15 protein-coding genes are annotated in these 17,914 nt (G+C 68.1%); 9 read left to right on the plus strand and 6 right to left on the minus strand.

Going from position 1 to position 17,914, the window contains the following annotated elements; genetic code table 11:
• Positions 1-22: 22 nt before the first annotated feature.
• Both hpnJ and hpnI read right to left on the minus strand, forming a co-directional pair.
• Positions 23-1,468, minus strand: a complete 1,446-nt coding sequence (gene hpnJ / locus PX554_RS04010) for a hopanoid biosynthesis associated radical SAM protein HpnJ (RefSeq protein ID WP_275499179.1) — start codon at positions 1,466-1,468, stop codon at positions 23-25.
• Complete coding sequence (hpnI, locus tag PX554_RS04015; RefSeq protein ID WP_420833414.1) at positions 1,465-2,631, minus strand: bacteriohopanetetrol glucosamine biosynthesis glycosyltransferase HpnI; 1,167 nt, start codon at positions 2,629-2,631, stop codon at positions 1,465-1,467. Before hpnI ends, hpnJ begins: the two co-directional genes overlap by 4 nt.
• A 195-nt stretch (positions 2,632-2,826) precedes the next feature.
• Between hpnI and hpnA the strand changes: the two genes are divergently transcribed.
• From hpnA to PX554_RS04050, 7 genes are read left to right on the plus strand one after another with little or no spacing between them, the layout of a single operon-like run.
• Positions 2,827-3,822 (plus strand): hopanoid-associated sugar epimerase, encoded by a 996-nt coding sequence (gene hpnA / locus PX554_RS04020; protein WP_275499185.1) that lies wholly within the window; start codon positions 2,827-2,829, stop codon positions 3,820-3,822.
• Complete coding sequence (locus tag PX554_RS04025) at positions 3,792-5,060, plus strand: glycosyltransferase (RefSeq protein WP_420833415.1); 1,269 nt, start codon at positions 3,792-3,794, stop codon at positions 5,058-5,060. The genes hpnA and PX554_RS04025 overlap by 31 nt, the downstream gene beginning before the upstream one ends.
• Positions 5,057-5,893 carry a squalene synthase HpnC gene (gene hpnC, locus PX554_RS04030; protein WP_275499189.1) on the plus strand — a complete coding sequence of 279 codons (837 nt, stop codon included), beginning with the start codon at positions 5,057-5,059 and terminating at the stop codon, positions 5,891-5,893. The genes PX554_RS04025 and hpnC overlap by 4 nt, the downstream gene beginning before the upstream one ends.
• Complete coding sequence (gene hpnD, locus PX554_RS04035; RefSeq protein ID WP_275499190.1) at positions 5,890-6,729, plus strand: presqualene diphosphate synthase HpnD; 840 nt, start codon at positions 5,890-5,892, stop codon at positions 6,727-6,729. The genes hpnC and hpnD overlap by 4 nt, the downstream gene beginning before the upstream one ends.
• Positions 6,726-7,979: a hydroxysqualene dehydroxylase HpnE gene (hpnE, locus tag PX554_RS04040; RefSeq protein ID WP_275499192.1), complete on the plus strand. Its 1,254-nt coding sequence runs from the start codon at positions 6,726-6,728 to the stop codon at positions 7,977-7,979. Before hpnD ends, hpnE begins: the two co-directional genes overlap by 4 nt.
• An 8-nt stretch (positions 7,980-7,987) precedes the next feature.
• Entirely contained in the window at positions 7,988-9,934 is a 1,947-nt protein-coding gene (gene shc, locus PX554_RS04045) for a squalene--hopene cyclase (protein ID WP_275499194.1), read from the plus strand.
• Positions 9,931-10,602 carry a phosphorylase family protein gene (locus PX554_RS04050; RefSeq protein ID WP_275499196.1) on the plus strand — a complete coding sequence of 224 codons (672 nt, stop codon included), beginning with the start codon at positions 9,931-9,933 and terminating at the stop codon, positions 10,600-10,602. The genes shc and PX554_RS04050 overlap by 4 nt, the downstream gene beginning before the upstream one ends.
• Before the next feature lie 12 nt (positions 10,603-10,614).
• Here the strand turns inward: PX554_RS04050 and hpnH are convergent, their stop codons facing one another.
• Both hpnH and ispH read right to left on the minus strand, forming a co-directional pair.
• Positions 10,615-11,760, minus strand: coding sequence for an adenosyl-hopene transferase HpnH (gene hpnH, locus PX554_RS04055; protein ID WP_093220686.1), 1,146 nt, complete (start codon positions 11,758-11,760; stop codon positions 10,615-10,617).
• 12 nt (positions 11,761-11,772) lie between these two features.
• Positions 11,773-12,765, minus strand: a complete 993-nt coding sequence (ispH, locus tag PX554_RS04060) for a 4-hydroxy-3-methylbut-2-enyl diphosphate reductase (RefSeq protein ID WP_275499198.1) — start codon at positions 12,763-12,765, stop codon at positions 11,773-11,775.
• Positions 12,766-12,983: 218 nt separating this feature from the next.
• Here ispH and PX554_RS04065 point away from each other — a divergent pair, with 218 nt between their 5' ends.
• The gene (locus PX554_RS04065; RefSeq protein WP_256326044.1) at positions 12,984-13,583 is read left to right on the plus strand and encodes an ABC transporter substrate-binding protein; all 600 of its coding nucleotides are present in this window, start codon (positions 12,984-12,986) and stop codon (positions 13,581-13,583) included.
• Positions 13,584-13,588: 5 nt separating this feature from the next.
• The gene (locus tag PX554_RS04070) at positions 13,589-14,638 is read left to right on the plus strand and encodes an MlaA family lipoprotein (RefSeq protein WP_275499201.1); all 1,050 of its coding nucleotides are present in this window, start codon (positions 13,589-13,591) and stop codon (positions 14,636-14,638) included.
• A gap of 41 nt (positions 14,639-14,679) precedes the next feature.
• Here the strand turns inward: PX554_RS04070 and hpnN are convergent, their stop codons facing one another.
• Positions 14,680-17,277: a hopanoid transporter HpnN gene (hpnN, locus tag PX554_RS04075; protein ID WP_275499203.1), complete on the minus strand. Its 2,598-nt coding sequence runs from the start codon at positions 17,275-17,277 to the stop codon at positions 14,680-14,682.
• Positions 17,274-17,735 carry a DUF2141 domain-containing protein gene (locus PX554_RS04080; RefSeq protein ID WP_275499205.1) on the minus strand — a complete coding sequence of 154 codons (462 nt, stop codon included), beginning with the start codon at positions 17,733-17,735 and terminating at the stop codon, positions 17,274-17,276. Before PX554_RS04080 ends, hpnN begins: the two co-directional genes overlap by 4 nt.
• Positions 17,736-17,914 lie beyond the last annotated feature (179 nt).

Consider the following 17,914-nt stretch of genomic DNA (forward strand, 5'->3'; position numbering starts at 1 on the left):
ATAGACTCCTCGTCGTCCGGGATTACACGGCCTCTTTGCGGCGGCGCAGGAAGTCGAAGAACTCGACGCCCTCGCGCAGACGGCGCTTCATCATGTCCCAGTCGCGCAGCATCTCCCACACGATCGAACCGATCTTGGAAGGACGGAAGTAGAAGCGCTTGTAGAACTCCTCGACCTTGTCGAAGATCACCGTCGCGTTGAGATGCGGGTAGGAAAGCTGCGCGATCTGATTGCCGTCGTCGGTGAGCAAGCTGTTGCTGTTGTCGAACCAGCCGTTTTCGGTCGCCTGCTTGTAGAGGAAGGTGCCGGGATAGGGCGCCGCCAGCGACACCTGGATCGTGTGCGGGTTGATCTCCTTGGCGTAGTTGATCGTTTCTTCGATCGTCTCCTCCGTCTCGCCGGGCAGGCCGAGGATGAAGGTGCCGTGGATCACGATGCCAAGCTCGTGACAGTCCTTGGTGAACTGCTTGGCCACGTCGACGCGCAGGCCCTTCTTGATGTTGTGGAGGATCTGCTGGTTGCCGCTCTCATAGCCGACCAGCAACAGACGCAGGCCGTTCGCCTTGAGGATTTCCAATGTCTTACGCGGCACATTCGCCTTGGCGTTGCAGCTCCACGTCATCGGGAAACCGGGCTTGCCGAAGCCCAGTTCGCCGAGCGCGATGGCGATTTCCTCGACGCGCGAATGGATGTCGGTCAGCGTATCGTCGTCGAAGAAGATCTCCTTGGTCTCGGGGATGTTCTCCATGATGTACTTCACTTCCTCGACCACCTTGGCGACCGAGCGGCCGCGGTAGTTGTGGCCGCCGATCGTCTGCGGCCACAGGCAGAAGGTGCAGCGGCTCTTGCAGCCACGACCGGTATAGAAGCTGACATACGGGTGCTTGAGATAGCCGCCGAAATATTTCTCGATCTGGAGGTCGCGCTTGTAGATCGGCGAGACCATCGGCAAGTCGTCCATGTTCTCGATCATCGCGCGGTCTTTGTTGCGGACGAACGATCCGTCCGGCGCGCGCCAGGTGATGCCATCGACTTCCGCGAGCGGCTTGCCCTCGGCGATTTCGAGGATCGTGAAATCATATTCCTCGCGCGCGACGAAATCGATCGCGGCGGTGGCGGCGAGGCTCTTGTCCGGCTCGACCGCGACCTTGGCACCGACGAAACCGATCAGCGCGGTGGGGTTGCGCGCGCGGATCAGCTCGGCGCATTTCACGTCCTGCGCGAAACTGGGAGTCGACGTGTGGAGCACGATCAGCTCCATGCCATCGACCTCGTGCTTGATGTCGTCCCACGACTGGTCGTGCGCGGGCGCGTCGATCAGCTTCGATCCCTCCACCATCGCCGCGGGCTGCGCGAGCCAGGTCGGATACCAGAACGACTTGACCTCGCGCTTCATCTGATACCGCGCGCCGGCCCCGCCGTCATATCCGTCGAACGAGGGGCCTTGCAGGAAAAGCGAACGCATCATGGTAAAGTCTCCGGGGCCGCAGCGATATGGCCGTTTGGTCCTATTCTAAGCGTCGCGCCGCGCCAATCAACCGAGCGGACGAAGAAGCTGGCGCAATAGACCGCGAATCCGAAGATGTCGCGTATTGGCAACACCCAGGACGCGGCGGCGCGCCCGCGCGTGACCCGATTGACCGAAAATACGGCGAAAAGACGGACGGCGAGCGCGCATGACGCAAGTGTCATCCCCGCGACCGGCCACCACAGCGCCGCGAGCAGCGCCATCGGCAGCGGGAAGGTCACGATCAGCCCCGCATATGGCGCGAGAGCGAGATCGCGCACCGTCACGCCCCAGCGCAGTTCGTGCCGCCACAAGGCACGGGCGGAGCGCTCGTCGAAGGCGTGCGTCACCAGCAGCGGCGGCACCACCACGGACAGGCCGAGCCCGCGCACCGCCGCGCCGATCGCATAATCGTCGGCGAGCACGTCGGCGAAACGCGCGAAGCCACCGATCCGCGTCAGCGTCTCGCGGCGCATCGCGATGGTCGATCCCATGCAGGGTGCCGCGAGCCGATTCGCCACGCCGAAGATCAGCCCCAACAGGAACTGCCAGTCGATCCCCCCCGCGCCGAGCCGCGACCAGAAGCCGGCATCACCACGCCCGTGATAGGCGCAGGTGACGATGCCGACGCCCGGCGCATCGAGGGCGGCGAGCACCTGGCGGACATAGTCGCGGCCGACCGCGATGTCGCTGTCGCTGAGCATCACCACCGGATGCGCGATCGCGCCTTCCATGTTGGCGAGGTTGGAGATCTTCCCGCTCGATCCGTGGCGCGTCGAATCGATGACGAGGTCGATCGTCGCATTGGGGTGGCGGCGCCGCAGCGCGTCGATCGCGCGAATCGCGGGGTCGTCGGCGCGCTGCACGCCGCACAGCAGTTGCACCGGGCCAGTGTGCGATTGGGCAAGGAAGCTCGCGAGATTGTCGAGGATGCGCGGCTCGGCGCCGTGGAGCGGCTTGAGGATGGTGACGCCGGTGGTCGTGTCGATCGTCGGCGCGGGTCGCGCGAAGAAGCGGCGCAGCACGATCGTCGCCGCGAGCATCCAGCCGATGCCGATCGCGGCGAGCGCCAGCGCGAGCGCGCCGAAGATGGCGGTGATGTAACCCACGTCCGAACGTCCCACTCGTTACGCGCTGCAAACGCCCCCACCGTTCGTCCCGAGCGACGTCGAGGGACACGCGGCTACCATTCATCATGTGCCTCGACTTCGCTCGGCACGAACGGCTGGGGAGCGTTCGATTCCTGCCGCGCCCCTACCCGCCCCGCGCCCGAATGTCAGCGCCTTCCTTCCGCCATGACTTTGGGTAAAGGGGCGCGGATGGACAGCAGCGATCTGGTTCTCGTCACCGGCGTCTCCGGGTTCGTCGGCTCCGCCGTGGCGCGGCGGCTGGCGGCGGAGGGGCGAAGCGTGCGAGGTCTCGCCCGCGCGAGCAGCGCGCGCGCCAATCTCGTCGATTTTCCGGGAGACCTGGTCGAGGGTGACGCGCGCGATCCGGCGGCGATGGCACGCGCGATGGCGGGGGTGCGGCACCTTTTCCACGTCGCCGCCGACTATCGGATCTGGGCGCCGGACCCCGAGGAGATCGTCCGCAACAATCTCGCCAGCACGCGCGCGGTGATGGAGGCCGCGCGCGAGGCGCGAGTCGAGCGCATCGTCTATACCAGCAGCGTCGCCACGCTGCTCCCGGACCCCGCCGGCCCCGCCGACGAGACCCGCCCCGCCACGCCCGAACAGGCGGTCGGCGCCTACAAGCGCAGCAAGGTCGTCGCCGAGCGGCTGGTCGAGGCAATGGCGGCGGAGGGACTGCCGGTGGTGATCGTCAACCCCTCCACCCCGATCGGCCCGCGCGACGTACGCCCGACCCCGACCGGGCGGATCATCGTCGAGGCCGCGTCGGGCAAGATGCCGGCGTTCGTCGATAGCGGGCTCAACCTCGTCCATGTCGATGACGTCGCCGAGGGGCATCTGCTCGCGCTCACGAAAGGGCGGATCGGCGAGCGCTACATCCTCGGTGGGCAAGACGTGTCGCTCGGGACGATGCTCGGCGAGATCGCCGCGCTGGTCGGGCGCAAGCCGCCGACGCTCGCGCTGCCGCGTGGGCCGCTCTATCCGCTGGCATGGGCGAACGAACTGCTCGCGCGGGTGACGGGCAAGGAGCCGTTCCTGACGATCGATTCGCTCAAGATGGCGGGACACGCGATGTATTATTCGAGTGCCCGCGCGGAAGCCGAACTCGGCTATCGCGCGCGCCCGCATGTCGAGGCGCTCCGCGATGCGATTGAATGGTTCCGCGGCGCAGGGAAGATTCGGTGATCTGGCTGGGCGCGCTCACCGTCGCGATCTGGCTTGGCATCGCGCTCGGCCGTGACGGCTTCTGGCTGGCCCGCGAGCGGGACACGCAACCTACCCCGGCCCGCGACATGACTCCCCTCCCTGAAAGGGAGGGGCTGGGGGTGGGTTCCTCTCGTGGGAATGCCGCGCTCGCCCCGCACCCACCCACCCCCGTCCCCTCCCTTCCAGGGAGGGGAGAAGAAGGCTGGCCCTCCGTCGTCGCGGTCGTGCCCGCGCGCGACGAGGCCGAGGTGATCGCCGAGTCGATCGGCAGCCTCGTCGCGCAGGAGTATCCGGGCGCATTCCGCATCCTCCTCGTCGATGACGGCAGCACCGACGGCACCGCCGAGATCGCCCGCGCCGCCGCGCGCGGATCGGAGCGGCTGACGATCCTGCCAGGCGCGCCGCTCGCGCGCGGGTGGACCGGCAAGCTCTGGGCGGTCTCGCAGGGGATCGCGGCGGCGGGCGACGCGGACTATCTGTTGCTCACCGACGCCGATATCGCGCATGCGCCCGATACGCTCGCCAACCTCGTCGCGCGCGCCGAAGGCGATGACCGCGTCCTGGTCTCGCTGATGGCGCGGCTGCGCTGCGAGAGTCTCGCCGAGCGCGCGCTGATCCCGGCGTTCGTGTGGTTCTTCCAGATGCTGTACCCATTCGCCACGGTGAACCGACGGGACCGTGGCCTCGGCGGCGCGGCCGGCGGCGTGATGCTGGTGCGGCGCACCGCGCTCGAGGCGGCGGGCGGGATCGGCGCGGTGCGCGGCGCGCTGATCGACGATTGCGCGTTCGGCGCGCTGATGAAGCGCCACGGCGCGATCTGGCTCGGGCTGACCGACCGCGCGCGCAGCATCCGCGTCTACGACACCGCCGAATCGGTCGCGGCGATGATCTCGCGCTCGGCCTATGCGCAACTGCGCTATTCGCCGTGGTTGCTCGCCGGCACCACGATCGGCCTCGCGCTCACCTATCTCGCGCCGCCATTGCTTGCGCTGTTCGCACGGGGCTATGCGCAGGCGCTCGGGATCATGGCTTGGGTTTTGATGGGGCTTTTGTTTCAGCCGATGTTGCGATTCTACCACCGCTCGCCGCTGTGGGGCGCCGCCCTGCCCGCTATCGCGAGCTTCTATGCCGGCTGCACCTTGCTGTCGGCATGGCAACATGCGCGCGGACGCGGCGGCATGTGGAAGGGCCGCGCGCAAGCGGATCTCCAAGCATGAGCACAGCCAAGGATCTCGCCTCCGGCAAGGGGCATAAGGACGAGAATTTCCCGGTCGCGTCGCTGCTCAAGCCGCAACACCGTGCGCCGATCCTCGCTTTCTATCGCTTCGCGCGCGCCGCCGACGACGTCGCCGACAATGCCGGGGCCAGCGCGGACGAGAAGCTCGCGCTGCTCGGCGCGATGCGCGCGAGCATCGCCGGCACCCGTGACGCCGACCCCGTATCGGTCGCGCTGCGCGGCGTGATGGCCGCACATCGGCTCGATCCCGTCCACGCGCTCGACCTGCTCACCGCGTTCGAGCGCGACTGCACGATCAACCGCTATCAGACCTGGGACGATGTGATCGACTATTGCCGCTATTCGGCGATGCCGGTCGGGCGCTACGTCCTCGATGTTCACGGTGAGGATCGCGCGCTGTGGCCGGCCAATGACGCCTTGTGCGCGGCGTTGCAGGTCATCAACCATCTGCAGGATTGCGGGAAGGATTATCGCGCGATCGACCGGGTCTACATTCCGCTCGCGGCGCTGGCGTGGCGTGGCGCGCAGGTCAGCGACCTGGGGCTGGACGCCGCGACGCCGGCCTTGCACGGCACGATCATCGACCTCGGCAACCAGACCCTCGCCCTGCTTGCCGACTCGAAGCGGTTCGCGCGCGGCATCCGCGATCGGCGGCTCGGTATGGAGGTGGCGATCATCCAGCGGCTCGCCGAGGATCTCACCCGCCGCGTCAAGACGCGCGATCCCCTGTCCGAACGCGTCCACCACACCAAGCTCGAAATGGCACGCATCGCCGGCGGCGCGGTGCTGGCCTATCTGGTGGGCCGGGCATGAACCCCAAGGCGACTCCCGCTTCGCTCCAGGCGCAGGTCTCCGGCAGCAGCTTCTACGCCGGCATGCGCGTGCTGCCCAAGGCCGAGCGCGAGGCGATGTACGCGGTCTATGCGTTCTGCCGCGCGGTCGACGACATCGCCGACGACCAGCAGGGCGACCGCGCCAGCCGCGCGGTGGCGCTCGATGCGTGGCGCAACGATATCGAGGCGCTGTATGCGGGCGGCGATCCCGGCCAGGCCGCGCTGGTGGCGGACGCGGTGCGGCGGTTCGATCTGCAGAAGGACGATTTCCTCGCCGTCATCGACGGCATGGCGACGGATGTGGCCGGCGACGTGCGCTGGGTGCCGTTCGAAACGCTCGATCTCTATTGCGATCGGGTGGCGTCGGCGGTGGGGCGGCTGTCGGTCAACATCTTCGGGATGGACCGCGCGACCGGCGTGACGCTGTCGCACCACCTCGGCCGCGCGCTGCAATTCACCAACATCCTGCGCGATATCGACGAGGATGCCGCGATCGGCCGGGTCTATCTGGCGGGCGAGCATCTCACCGCCGCCGGCATTCCCTTCACCACGCCGATCGAGGTGGTGAACGATCCGCGCATCGACGCCGCCTGCCGCCCGCTCGCCGCGATCGCGCACCGCCACTATGCCGAAGCGAACGCGATCCTCGCCACGCGCCCGCGCGGCCATCTGATCGCGCCACGGCTGATGGCGGCGGTCTATGCGCCGATCCTGTCGCGCATGGAAAAGGCCGGCTGGTCCGCGCCGCGCACACGAATCCGCACCAACAAGCCCGCGCTGATCCTCACCGCCCTGCGGCTGTGGCTGTTCCGATGACTCGGCGCGCGCGCGTGATCGGCGCCGGTATGGCGGGACTGTCTGCGGCGGTGGAACTCGCGCGCGGCGGGTTCGCGGTGTCGATCTCGGAAGGCGCGGCGCAAGCGGGCGGTCGCTGCCGCAGCTACCACGATCCGCAACTCGGCCGGGTGATCGACAATGGCAACCATCTCGTCCTCTCGGGCAATGACGGTGTGGCGCAGTTCCTCGCCACGATCGGCGCGTCCGATCGGCTCGCTGGTCCGGACAGCGCGGAGTTCGACTTCGCCGATCGCCGCACCGGCGAACGCTGGAGCTTCCGACCCAATGACGGCCGGCTCCCGTGGTGGATCTTCTCCAAAACGCGGCGTGTCCCCGGGACCACCGCGCGCGACTATCTGCGGCTCGCCGCGCTGACTTCGGGCAAGCGCGGCCAGACCGTCGCCGACCGAATCGAAACGCGCGGCGTGCTGTGGGAGCGTCTGCTCGAGCCGGTGCTGCTCGCCGCGCTCAACACCGCGCCTGCGGATGGCGACGCCACGCTGACCGCCGCGATCATCAATCAGACGCTCGGGCGCGGCGGCAAGGCGATGAAGCCGCGGATCGCAGAGCCGACGCTCGCCGCCGCCTTCGTCGATCCGGCGACCGAGTGGCTCGCGGCGCACGGCGCCAGCCTTGCGCTCGGTCACCGGCTTCGTGCGATCGGCTTCGATAGCGATTGCGTGACCACGCTCGACTTCGGCAACGGCGCCGAGCCGGTCGCGCCGGATGAGGCGGTCATTCTGGCGGTACCCGCGTGGATCGCCGAGAGCCTCGTCCCCGATCTGACCGTGCCCGACGATCACCGCGCGATCGTCAACGCGCATTTCGCCTTCACGCCGCCGCCCGGCACGCCGCCGATGGTGGGCGTGATCGGCGGCACCGCAGAGTGGATCTTCGCCTTTCCGGATCGCTTGTCCGTAACCGTCAGCGGCGCCGACCGGCTGATCGACGCCGACCGTGCCGAGCTCGCCGCCGCGTTCTGGGCAGACATTGCCGCGATCCACAAACTGCCTCCCGAGCTGCCACGCTGGCAGATCGTCAAGGAAAAGCGCGCGACCTTCGCCGCTACGCCCGCGCAGGAACGGCGTCGCCCGCCGGCTTCGACGCGCTGGCGCAACCTGTTCCTCGCCGGCGACTGGACGCAAACCGGGCTGCCCGCGACGATTGAGGGTGCGCTCCGCTCGGGTGTGACCGCCGCGCGCTTGGCGCAGAGCGCACGGCTGGTATAGGCGCCGCGATGGCCACTCTGCTGGAAACCCCCGATCTCGTCGCGATCGCCGACACCGCCACCACCCGCGCCGCCGCCGCACTCGCCGCCGCGCAGAAGCCCGATGGACATTGGGTGTTCGAGCTTGAAGCAGATGCCACCATCCCCGCCGAATATGTGCTGTTGCGCCATTATCTTGGCGAGCCGCGTGCGGTTGAACTGGAGGCGAAGATCGGCCGTTATCTCCGCCGCATCCAGGGCGCGCACCACGGCTGGCCGCTGTTCCACGGCGGCGCGTTCGACGTCAGCGCGAGCGTGAAGGCCTATTATGCGCTCAAGATGATCGGCGACGATATCGACGCGCCGCATATGGCGGCGGCGCGGCGGGCGATCCTCGCGGCGGGCGGTGCCGAGGCAGCCAACGTCTTCACGCGAATCCAGCTCGCGCTGTTCGGCGCCGGGCCGTGGAAAGCAGTGCCGACGCTGCCGGTCGAACTGATCCTGCTGCCGCGCTGGTTCCCGGTGCATCTGTCGAAAATGTCCTATTGGGCGCGCACCGTCATCGTGCCGCTGCTGGTGCTCGCGGTGAAGCGACCGGTCGCGCGCAACCCGCTCGGGATCAAGGTCGACGAACTGTACACCGGCAAGGCCAAGCCGCCCGAGAGCAAGGCCGCCGATACCAAGCGCGGCTGGACGTTGTTCTTCAACGGGCTCGACGTGGTGCTGAAAGGCGTTGAGGGGCTGTGGCCCAAGCGCACCCGCGAACGCGCGATCCAGGCGTGCGTCGATTTCACCGTGGAGCGCTTGAACGGCGAGGATGGGCTCGGCGCGATCTACCCGGCGATGGCGAACAGCGTGATGATGTTCGACTGCCTTGGCTATCCCGAGGATCATCCGCACCGCGCGATCGCGCGCCAGTCGGTCGAGAACCTGTTGGTCGTCAAAGACGACGAAGCCTATTGCCAGCCCTGCGTCTCGCCCGTGTGGGATACCGCGCTCGCCGCGCACGCGATGCTCGAGGCGGGCGGCGCGGAGAACGAGGCGCGCGCTGATGCCGCGCTGGAATGGCTACGCCCGTTGCAGGTGCTCGACGTCAAGGGCGACTGGGCCGATCAGCGGCCGGACGTGCGACCGGGCGGCTGGGCGTTCCAGTACAACAACGCGCATTATCCCGATCTCGACGACACCGCCGTGGTGGTGATGGCGATGGACCGTGCCAGCCCACGTTCGGGCGCGGATTACCGCATGGCGGTGGAGCGCGCGGTTGAATGGACGGTGGGCTTGCAGAGCAAGGGCGGCGGCTGGGGCGCGTTCGACGCCGACAACCACCATCAGTATCTCAACAACATCCCCTTCGCCGATCATGGCGCGCTGCTCGACCCGCCGACCAGCGACGTATCGGCGCGGGTTGTGTCGATGCTGGGCCAGTTGGGCGAGCCGCTCGACAGCCCACGGATGCGCGAGGCGCTCGACTTCCTCGAACGCGAGCAGATGGCGGACGGAAGCTGGTTCGGCCGCTGGGGGGTGAATTACATCTACGGCACCTGGTCGGTGCTGTGCGCGCTCAACGCGGCCGGGGTCGATCCGCAGTCGCCGATGGTGCGCAAGGCGGTCGCGTGGCTGGTCGCGATCCAGAACGCCGACGGCGGCTGGGGCGAGGATTGCGACAGCTATGATCTCGCCTACACCGGCCACACCCCCGCCCCCTCGACCGCCTCGCAGACCGGCTGGGCGCTGCTCGCGCTGATGGCGGCTGGCGAGGTCGATCATCCGGCGGTGGAACGCGGCGTGCGCCATCTCGCCGAAACGCAAGCCGAGGACGGGTTGTGGGGGCAGGAGATGTACACCGGCGGCGGTTTCCCGCGCGTGTTCTACCTGCGCTATCACGGCTACCCCAAATATTTCCCGCTGTGGGCGCTGGCGCGCTACCGCAATCTCAAGCGCTCGAACGACCGGCGGGTGGCGGTCGGGATGTGACCTTGCTCGTCGCCTGCGGGCTGACGCGCGAAGCGCGGATCTTCGCGCGGGATGATGTGGTGGCGGTCGCCGGCGGCGGTGACGCGGCGCGGCTCGAGGGCGGGCTGGAGGCCGCGGTTGCCAGGGGCGGCGTGCGTGCGATCCTGTCGGGCGGCATCGCCGGCGCGCTCGATCCTTCGCTCAAGCCCGGCGACGTGGTGATCGGCATCCTGTTCTCCCGCGAAAGCGGGAGTCCAGAGCAACCGAACGAAGCGTTTGCGGCGCTGAACTCCCGCTTTCGCGGGAGAACGGCGGAGATGTTCCCGAAGGCGCGGTTCGGCCACATCGTCGGCAGCGACACGATCGTCGCGACGCTCGCCAGCAAGCGCGCGCTCTACGAAGCGACCGGCGCGCTCGCGGTGGACATGGAATCGCACATCGCCGCGCTCGTCGCCGCGCGCCACGCCCTGCCCTTCGCGATCCTGCGCACGATCTCCGACGCGGCGAACCACGTCCTGCCGCCCGCTGCGCTGGTCGGTATGAAACCCGATGGCGGCATGGCGCTCGGCGCGGTCCTCGCCTCGCTCGCGCGGCAGCCGTCGCAGTTACCCGCGCTTATTCGCACCGGCCGCGACGCGGCGCGCGCGTTCAGGGCGCTGGAGCGGGCCTGGACCTCCTTCGAGATCTGACCCGCCCGTTCGTTACGCCGCCCGCTGTGTCCGCCGGAACCCTTCCGGGTCCGCCGCCTTGATCTTCGCCAGCTCGCGCTCGACGTGAGTCGAGTGGACATCCTCGGCCGGGCGGGCGCGCGAGAGGTCGATATCGGGCGCCATCGGGCCTTCGGTGCGGATGCCCTTGCGACCGACGTTGAACATCGCGAGCGGATTGCGGATCGATTCGCTCGCCGCCGTCCCTTCGAAACCGCAATGGACCATGCAGTTCGAGCATTTCTCGTACTTGCCGACGCCGTACTGATCCCAGTCGGTGCCTTCCATCAGCTCGGCGAAGGTCTGCACATAGCCTTCGCCGATGAGGTAGCAGGGCTTCTGCCAGCCGAAGACGGTGCGCAGCGGCATCGACCACGGCGTGCATTCATACGAGCGGTTGCCGGCCAGGAAATCGAGGAACAGCGGCGAGTTGGTGAAGGTCCACGCCTTGCCGCCGTTGCCGCGGCGGAACACGTCGCGGAAGAAGGTCTTGGTGCGTTCGCGCGTCAGGAAATGCTCCTGATCGGCGGCGCGCTCGTATGAATAGCCGGGCGACAGCGTGATCTCGACGCCGCGCTTCTCCATTTCGTCGAAGAACGATGCGAGGCGTGCCGGATCGGCGCCGTCGAACACGGTGCAATTGACCTGCACGCGAAAACCGCGCGACTTGGCCAGCTCGATCGCCTCGACCGCGACCTCATAGGTGCCGTCCTGATCGACCGCGTGATCGTGCATGCCCTTGTCGCCATCGAGATGGATCGACCAGGTGAAGAAATTCGACGGCTTGTACTGGTCGATCTTCTTCTTGAGCAGCAGCGCGTTGGTGCAGAGGATCACGAACTTCTTCTTCGCGATATAGCCCTCGACGATTCTGGGCATGTCGCGGTGAAGCAGCGGCTCGCCGCCGGCGATCGACACGGCGGGCGCGCCGCATTCGTCGATCGCCTCCATGCATTGTTCATACGACAGGCGCTGGTTGAGGATCGGATCGGGATAGTCGATCTTGCCGCAACCGGGGCAGGCGAGATTGCAGCGCAGCAGCGGTTCGAGCATCAGCACGAGCGGATATTTGCCCCCGCCGATATGCTTGCGCAGCGTATAGCTGCCGATGCGGGCGAGCGCGGGAAGCGGAAGGCTCATGGTCTGTTCGTCCTAGTTCGCCATTGCAGCGTGGCTGGCGGCGGTCATCGGTCCTCTTAGCTCACGCGGGAGGGCGAATTCCAGTGTCTCTTCAATCCCGTCGAGCTGGCTGACCTCGACCGGACCGATCCGGCGCAGCGCGGCGATGACGTCATCGACCAGCGCGTCGGGTGCGGAAGCGCCGGCGGTGAGGCCGACCGTCTCGACCCCTTCGAACCAGGCGGGATCGATCTCGCTGCCATCGGCGACGAGATAGCTCGGCAACCCTTCGTCGGCGCCGAGATCGCGAAGCCGGCTCGAATTGGAGCTGTTGGCGGCCCCGACGACGAGCAGCAGATCGGCGACGCGGCACAGATCGCGCACCGCGGTCTGGCGGTTTTGCGTGGCATAGCAGATTTCCGAGACGTCGGGGCCGATCAGATTGCGGAAGCGCGCCTTCAAGGCCGCGATGATCGAGCGCGTATCGTCGACGCTGAGCGTGGTCTGGGTGATATACGCGATCTCGCCATCGTCGGGCAGATCGAGATCGGCCACCGCTGCCGCCGAGGATACGAGATGCACCGGCGCATCGACCTGGCCAACGGTGCCGACCACCTCGGCATGTCCCTCATGCCCGATCAGCACCAGGGTACGGCCGGCGCTGGCATAGCGGCGCCCTTGCAGATGCACCTTGGTGACGAGCGGGCACGTCGCGTCGAGCACGGGCAGGCCGCGCGCCGCCGCTTCCTCCTCCACGGTGCGCGCGACGCCGTGCGCGCTGAACACCGTCATCGCACCAGCGGGCACTTCCGACAATTCCTCCACGAACACCGCGCCCTTGCGGCGCAACGTATCGACGACATGTTTGTTGTGGACGATCTCATGCCGCACGTAGACAGGCGCGCCATAACGCTCGATCGCCCGCTCGACGATCTCGATCGCCCGCACCACACCCGCACAAAATCCGCGCGGGTTCGCCAAGATCACGCGCAAGGCGCCGTCCTTTCCGAATTCAACCACTCTCATACCGCGAGACGGGCGGTTCCAAACCCCGCATCGCTGCCCCTGTCCGCTGCATATGCGAAGGCTTGGCCGAAAAATGAAGCGGAAAAAGGGCAAGCTATACCGGTCGGTACTGAAAGCCGGTCCTGTTCAGCCGCGCGTCAGGGCTTTGTGCTAATCGAATCCGGTTGGTATCGGGCCGTTGCGTCCCTACCTGATGGCTCAACGTGATGGAGTGTTACATGATCCGCCTTTCCGGCCTGGCCGCCCTGCTGCTCGTGGCGCCGGTCGCCGCCGCAGCGCAAACCGCCGATCCCGCCGGCGCCCCGGTCCAGGCGCTCAATGACGGACTGCTCGCGATCATGAAGGGCGGCAAGGCCGCCGGCGTATCGGGTCGTTCGGCGAAGATCGCGCCCGTGGTCGATCGCGCGTTCGACATCCCGCTGATGACGCGGCTATCGGTCGGCCCAGCGTGGACGACGACCGCGCCGGGCGACCAGTCCGCCCTGGTCGCCGCGATCCGCAAGCTGACGATCGCGCAATATGCCAGCAATTTCGATGGCTGGTCGGGCGAGAGCTTCAAGATCGCCCCGCAGGTGGAAACGCGCGGAACCGACAAGCTGGTCCGCACCACCCTGGTCGCGCCGAAGGGCGATTCGACCGCGATCGCCTATCGCCTGCGCCAGAGCGGCGGACAGTGGAAGATCATCGACGTCTTCTACCAGAATTCGGTCAGCCAGCTCGCGACGCGCCGTTCGGACTTCGCGGGCGTGCTCGCCAAGGGCGGCGCGAAGGCGCTGGTGACGCACCTCGACCAGCTTTCCGCCAAGGCGGCGAACTGATCCGCATGGGGTTTTTCGGGGGGGCGAGCGGACTGGCGCTCGCGGTAACGATCATGACGCCGCTCGCGGCGAGCGCCAGGCAACAGTCCGCGCCGGCCGGGGTGATGGCGCCCAAGCCGCTCTCGCCGTCCGCCGTGTCGCCGGCGGCGAAGGCGGTGCGGTCGCCGCATTACAAGGGCGATCCGCTCGAGGGCCTCAACCGCGGGCTGTTCTCGATCCACACGTTTTTCGACCGCCTTCTCTTCCGCCCGGTCGCGATGGCGTACAAGGCGGTGGTTCCCAAGGTGATCCGCGGCGGCATACGCCATGTCTTCTCGAACATCGGCGAGCCGGTGGTGTTCGTGAACGACATGCTCCAGTTGAAGCCCAAGCGCGCGGTGCGAACGGCGGCGCGCTTCGCGATCAATTCGACGATCGGCATCGGCGGGCTGATCGACGTCGCCAAGACCAAGAAGTTCAAGCTGCCGCACCATTGGAACGGCTTCGGCAATACGCTCGGGCGCTACGGCGTCGGGCCGGGGCCGTATCTGTTCCTGCCGTTCATCGGACCGACCGATTTCCGCGATCTCGGCGGCGCACCGGTCGATGGCGCGATGTTGCCGCTCGTGATCGGCGCGCCGTTCGATCGGATCGAATATCAGGCCCCGCAGGGGGCGCTGGTCGGACTCGATCTGCGCGCCGAGTCGGACGCGGACCTCAAGGCGCTGCTCGGCGGCGCGGTTGATCCCTACGCGACGCTGCGGTCGGCGTTTTTGCAGACGCGCGCGGCAGAGGTATATGCGTTGCGCCACGGCCGCGACACGAACGCCAATCCGCTCGACGAACCGCTGAACGATCCGGCCGGCGGCGGCGTGACGTCGTCGGAGTTGCGCGATCCCCTCATCGATCCCGCGGCGCCCGCCGGGCAGCCCGCGCCGAGCGAGCAGACCGCCCCACCATCGCCGGCGTTCAGCGATCCCTTGATCGATCCCGCCGCGCCACCTGCCGCTCCGGACACCAAGCCGACCTCCCCGGAACTCGGCGACCCACTGGCGGACCCGGCGGCCAAACCCTGAGCCGACCGCCCTCTCCGGTCGGCGGATTACTCCGCTGACCGTCAGGCCTTCCGTGCCTTCCTTGGTGGCCCGAGCAAGGCCGGCTCGAAGATCAGCGCGCAGACCAGGGTCCACGCGAGCGAGATCATCAGGATCTTGCCCATGCTGGCGGTGCCGGGGTGGTGCGACAACCACAGGCTGCCGAACGCGCTGCCGGTGGCGAGCGCGCTGAACAGCACCGCGCGCGCGAGGCTGGATTGCAGCAGGTCGGTCGCGCCGCCGCGCCACGCCATCACGAAGTAGATGTGGAAGGCGACGCCGACCCCGAACAGCAGCGGAAACGCGATGATGTTGGCGAAGTTGATCGGCTGGCCGATCAGCACGCAACTGCCGAGCGTGAGGAACCCGGACAGCACGACCGGCGCGAGCGTGAACGCGACTTCACGAACATCCCGCAGCACGAGGAACAGCAGCCCGCTGATGAGCACCAGCGCGAGCACCCCCGCCTCGATGAACGCCCAGGCGATCGTTCCCGCCGCCTCCTGGGTCGCCACCGGCAGGCCGGAGGCGTCGGGCGCGACCGCGCGCACCGCGCTGGTGAAGCGGCGCAACACCGCATTGTCGTTGCTGTCGCCGCGCGGGAAGACCTGGATGAGCGCGCGTCCGTCCTTCGCGACCCAGTCGTTCGCGATCTCGGGCGGCAGGGTCGCGCGTGTGACCGGCTCGGCCTGCAGCGTCGCGCGGACCTGATCGAGCATCACGCCGAGCGGCGTCACCAGCACCTCGCGCGCGCGGGCGCGGATCGTCGGCGGTGCCGACGCGAGCCGCGCGAACAGGCCGGCGAGCCGGCGCGCGTCCTGCGCGGACGTGTCCGCCGACGCGCCGGCGACCGTGCGGAGTTGCCCGGCAGTCGCGTTGAGCGCGGCGGCATCCTCCGCATCCGATGGCGCCGGCGCCATGTCGAACGGGTTGATCGTGGCGTCCAGCAGCAGCGACGCATCCTGGAGCAGCGCGAGCTTCCCCGGCTGATCCTCAGGCACGAAACCGTCGACCGTCACCGCCTCGTCGACCTCGGGGAGTTTCGCCAACCGCGCCGCGAGTGTTTTCGCGGCATCGGCGTTGGGCGCGAGCAGGTTGATCGTGTTGGGTGTGCGCAGCGGATCGTGCATCAGATCGGCGAGCGCGCGCATCGCCGGGCCGTCGGGGTTGCGCAGATGAAGCGGGTTGAAGTCGAACCGCACGAACGGCAGCAGCGCGATGCTGACCAGCATCGACAGCGCGAACGCCCAGAGCACCGCCTTGCGATGCGTGTGCAGCCAGCGATCGACCGGCGCCGCCTCGCGGAAACCCACCTCGCGGCGCGGCGCACCCGGCTTGAGCAAGGTGAGCAGCGCGGGCAGCAGCGTGATCGACAGCAGCAGCGCGATCACCATGCCGATGCCGGCGATGATGCCCAGCTCGGAAATGCCGATGTAATCGGTCGGCAGGAACGCGCCGAACCCGAGGAACACCGCCCCCGCCGCGAGCGCCAGCGGCGCGGACAAAGCGGTGGCGGCACGGCGCAGCGCCTCGGGCGTGGCATGGCCATCGAGCCGCTCGGCGTTGAAGCGCACGCTGATCTGAATACCGAAATCCACGCCCAGCCCGACGAACAGCGGGATGAACGCGACCGAGATCAGGTTGAGCGTGTGAACCGCGAGCAGACCGGCGGCGGTGGTGATGACAAGGCCCGCGATGATGGTGACGACGATCGCCGCGACGATCTTGGCCGATCGCGTCGCCAGCCACAGCGTCACCAGCATCGCCAGCGCCATGATGAGCCCGACGATGCCGATATTCTCTTCGAGCGTGGCGAACTCCTCGTCGGCGAGCGGAACCTCGCCGGTGGTCCGCACCGAGACGCCGTGGGCCGCGTCGAGCCCGAGTTTCGCCGCCTGCCGCTGGATCGCCGCGACCGCGTCCTCGCCCGGCTGAAGCGCGCCGTAATCCAGCCGCGGCTGCGCGAGGATCAGGCGGCGGCGCGGCGGCGCCTGATCGCCGCCGGACGACGCCATGAGGTCCTGCCACGAGAAAAAGGCCGGTCTGCCGGCGAGCGTGGCGTCGAGCGCATCACCGAGCGACCGCATCGGCCGGTCGAGGTCGGCGAGCTTCGCGGAGCCCTGCTCCACCCCGGTCAGCGCGGTGCCGAAGGCGCCAGCGACACCGCGCAGCGACGGATCGCGCGCGAGCGGCCCGAGCAACGGCTGCGCCTTGATGAGCGCGTCGGTCGCGGCCTTCACGTCGGCGAGCGAGCCGAACATCAGCCCCTGCTTGGCGAAATACGCGCCGCCGTCGGGGCGTTCGGCGCGGCGGAAATGCTTGCTGTCGGCGGCGAGCGCGTCGGTCAGCTTGGCGGCGCCCGCCTCCGCGAGTTCGGGCGTCTTGCCATCGATGATGACGAGCAGCACGTCGGTCAGGTTCGGGAACGCCGCCTCGACCGCCTTCTCGTTCTGCCGCCACGCGACCTTGGGCGAGATCAGCGCCGCCGTGTCGGTGGTCATCGAGAAGCTCGTCGCCGCGTAAGCGAGGGCGATGGCGGCCAGCACCACGCACGCCAGCGCGGCGAACACGGGCCGGCGCACGCTGGCCGCGACCAGCCGCAGGATCAGGGCGGCGATCAACGCTTCGCGTCGCCGCCGAGGAAATAGCGCAGGTTCAACCTGATCGTCTGCTCGCCGCCGGTCGTATCGAACATCGCATCGCTCCATTTCGGCGGACCGAGCTTGATCCGCGCATCGTTCGAAAAGCCGACGCCTTCCTTCGGGATGCCGAACAACGCCTGATCGACCTTGCCGTTGCCATTCTCATCCAGAAAAGCCTGCACCGCGTAACGCCCCGGCGGCAGTCCGGTGAGCGACACCGTCGTGATGCCCACGCGCGCGGGCGCATCGGCGGAAATCGGGCAATCCTTGAGGAACTGCGCCTGCGTACAGACGTCGATATGCACGCGGCCCTTGGCGGAGCGGACATTGCCGATCTCGACATGCAATGTGCCCGTGCCGGTCGATCCACCCGCCAGCGCGGGTGCGGCGATCATCCCCAAGGCCGCCAGAGCGACCTTCCCGAAACCCAACGTCACGTTCAATCCTGTTCCATCGTCCGCGATTAAGCGCACGCCTTTCGCCCCCGCGCGATGAATGCGGCGTGTATCGCGCGGCTGGCGGAGGTCCAGCATTTTCCGTCCGTTCTGACGAGAACGCACCGGCTATTCGCGCGGAAGGTCGGACGCTCGACACGCCCCCGGCCAGCAAAAAGCTG

The organism is Sphingomonas pollutisoli, assembly GCF_029167165.1.
Taxonomy (GTDB): domain Bacteria; phylum Pseudomonadota; class Alphaproteobacteria; order Sphingomonadales; family Sphingomonadaceae; genus Sphingomonas; species Sphingomonas pollutisoli.

Coding starts and splice junctions, on each gene's coding strand:
- hpnJ (WP_275499179.1), bottom strand. CDS start 1,468: ATGATGCGTTCGCTTTTCCTGCAAGGCCCCTCGTTCGACGGATATGAC.
- hpnA (WP_275499185.1), top strand. CDS start 2,827: ATGGACAGCAGCGATCTGGTTCTCGTCACCGGCGTCTCCGGGTTCGTC.
- PX554_RS04025 (WP_420833415.1), top strand. CDS start 3,792: ATGGTTCCGCGGCGCAGGGAAGATTCGGTGATCTGGCTGGGCGCGCTC.
- hpnC (WP_275499189.1), top strand. CDS start 5,057: ATGAGCACAGCCAAGGATCTCGCCTCCGGCAAGGGGCATAAGGACGAG.
- hpnD (WP_275499190.1), top strand. CDS start 5,890: ATGAACCCCAAGGCGACTCCCGCTTCGCTCCAGGCGCAGGTCTCCGGC.
- hpnE (WP_275499192.1), top strand. CDS start 6,726: ATGACTCGGCGCGCGCGCGTGATCGGCGCCGGTATGGCGGGACTGTCT.
- shc (WP_275499194.1), top strand. CDS start 7,988: ATGGCCACTCTGCTGGAAACCCCCGATCTCGTCGCGATCGCCGACACC.
- hpnH (WP_093220686.1), bottom strand. CDS start 11,760: ATGAGCCTTCCGCTTCCCGCGCTCGCCCGCATCGGCAGCTATACGCTG.
- ispH (WP_275499198.1), bottom strand. CDS start 12,765: ATGAGAGTGGTTGAATTCGGAAAGGACGGCGCCTTGCGCGTGATCTTG.
- PX554_RS04065 (WP_256326044.1), top strand. CDS start 12,984: ATGATCCGCCTTTCCGGCCTGGCCGCCCTGCTGCTCGTGGCGCCGGTC.
- PX554_RS04070 (WP_275499201.1), top strand. CDS start 13,589: ATGGGGTTTTTCGGGGGGGCGAGCGGACTGGCGCTCGCGGTAACGATC.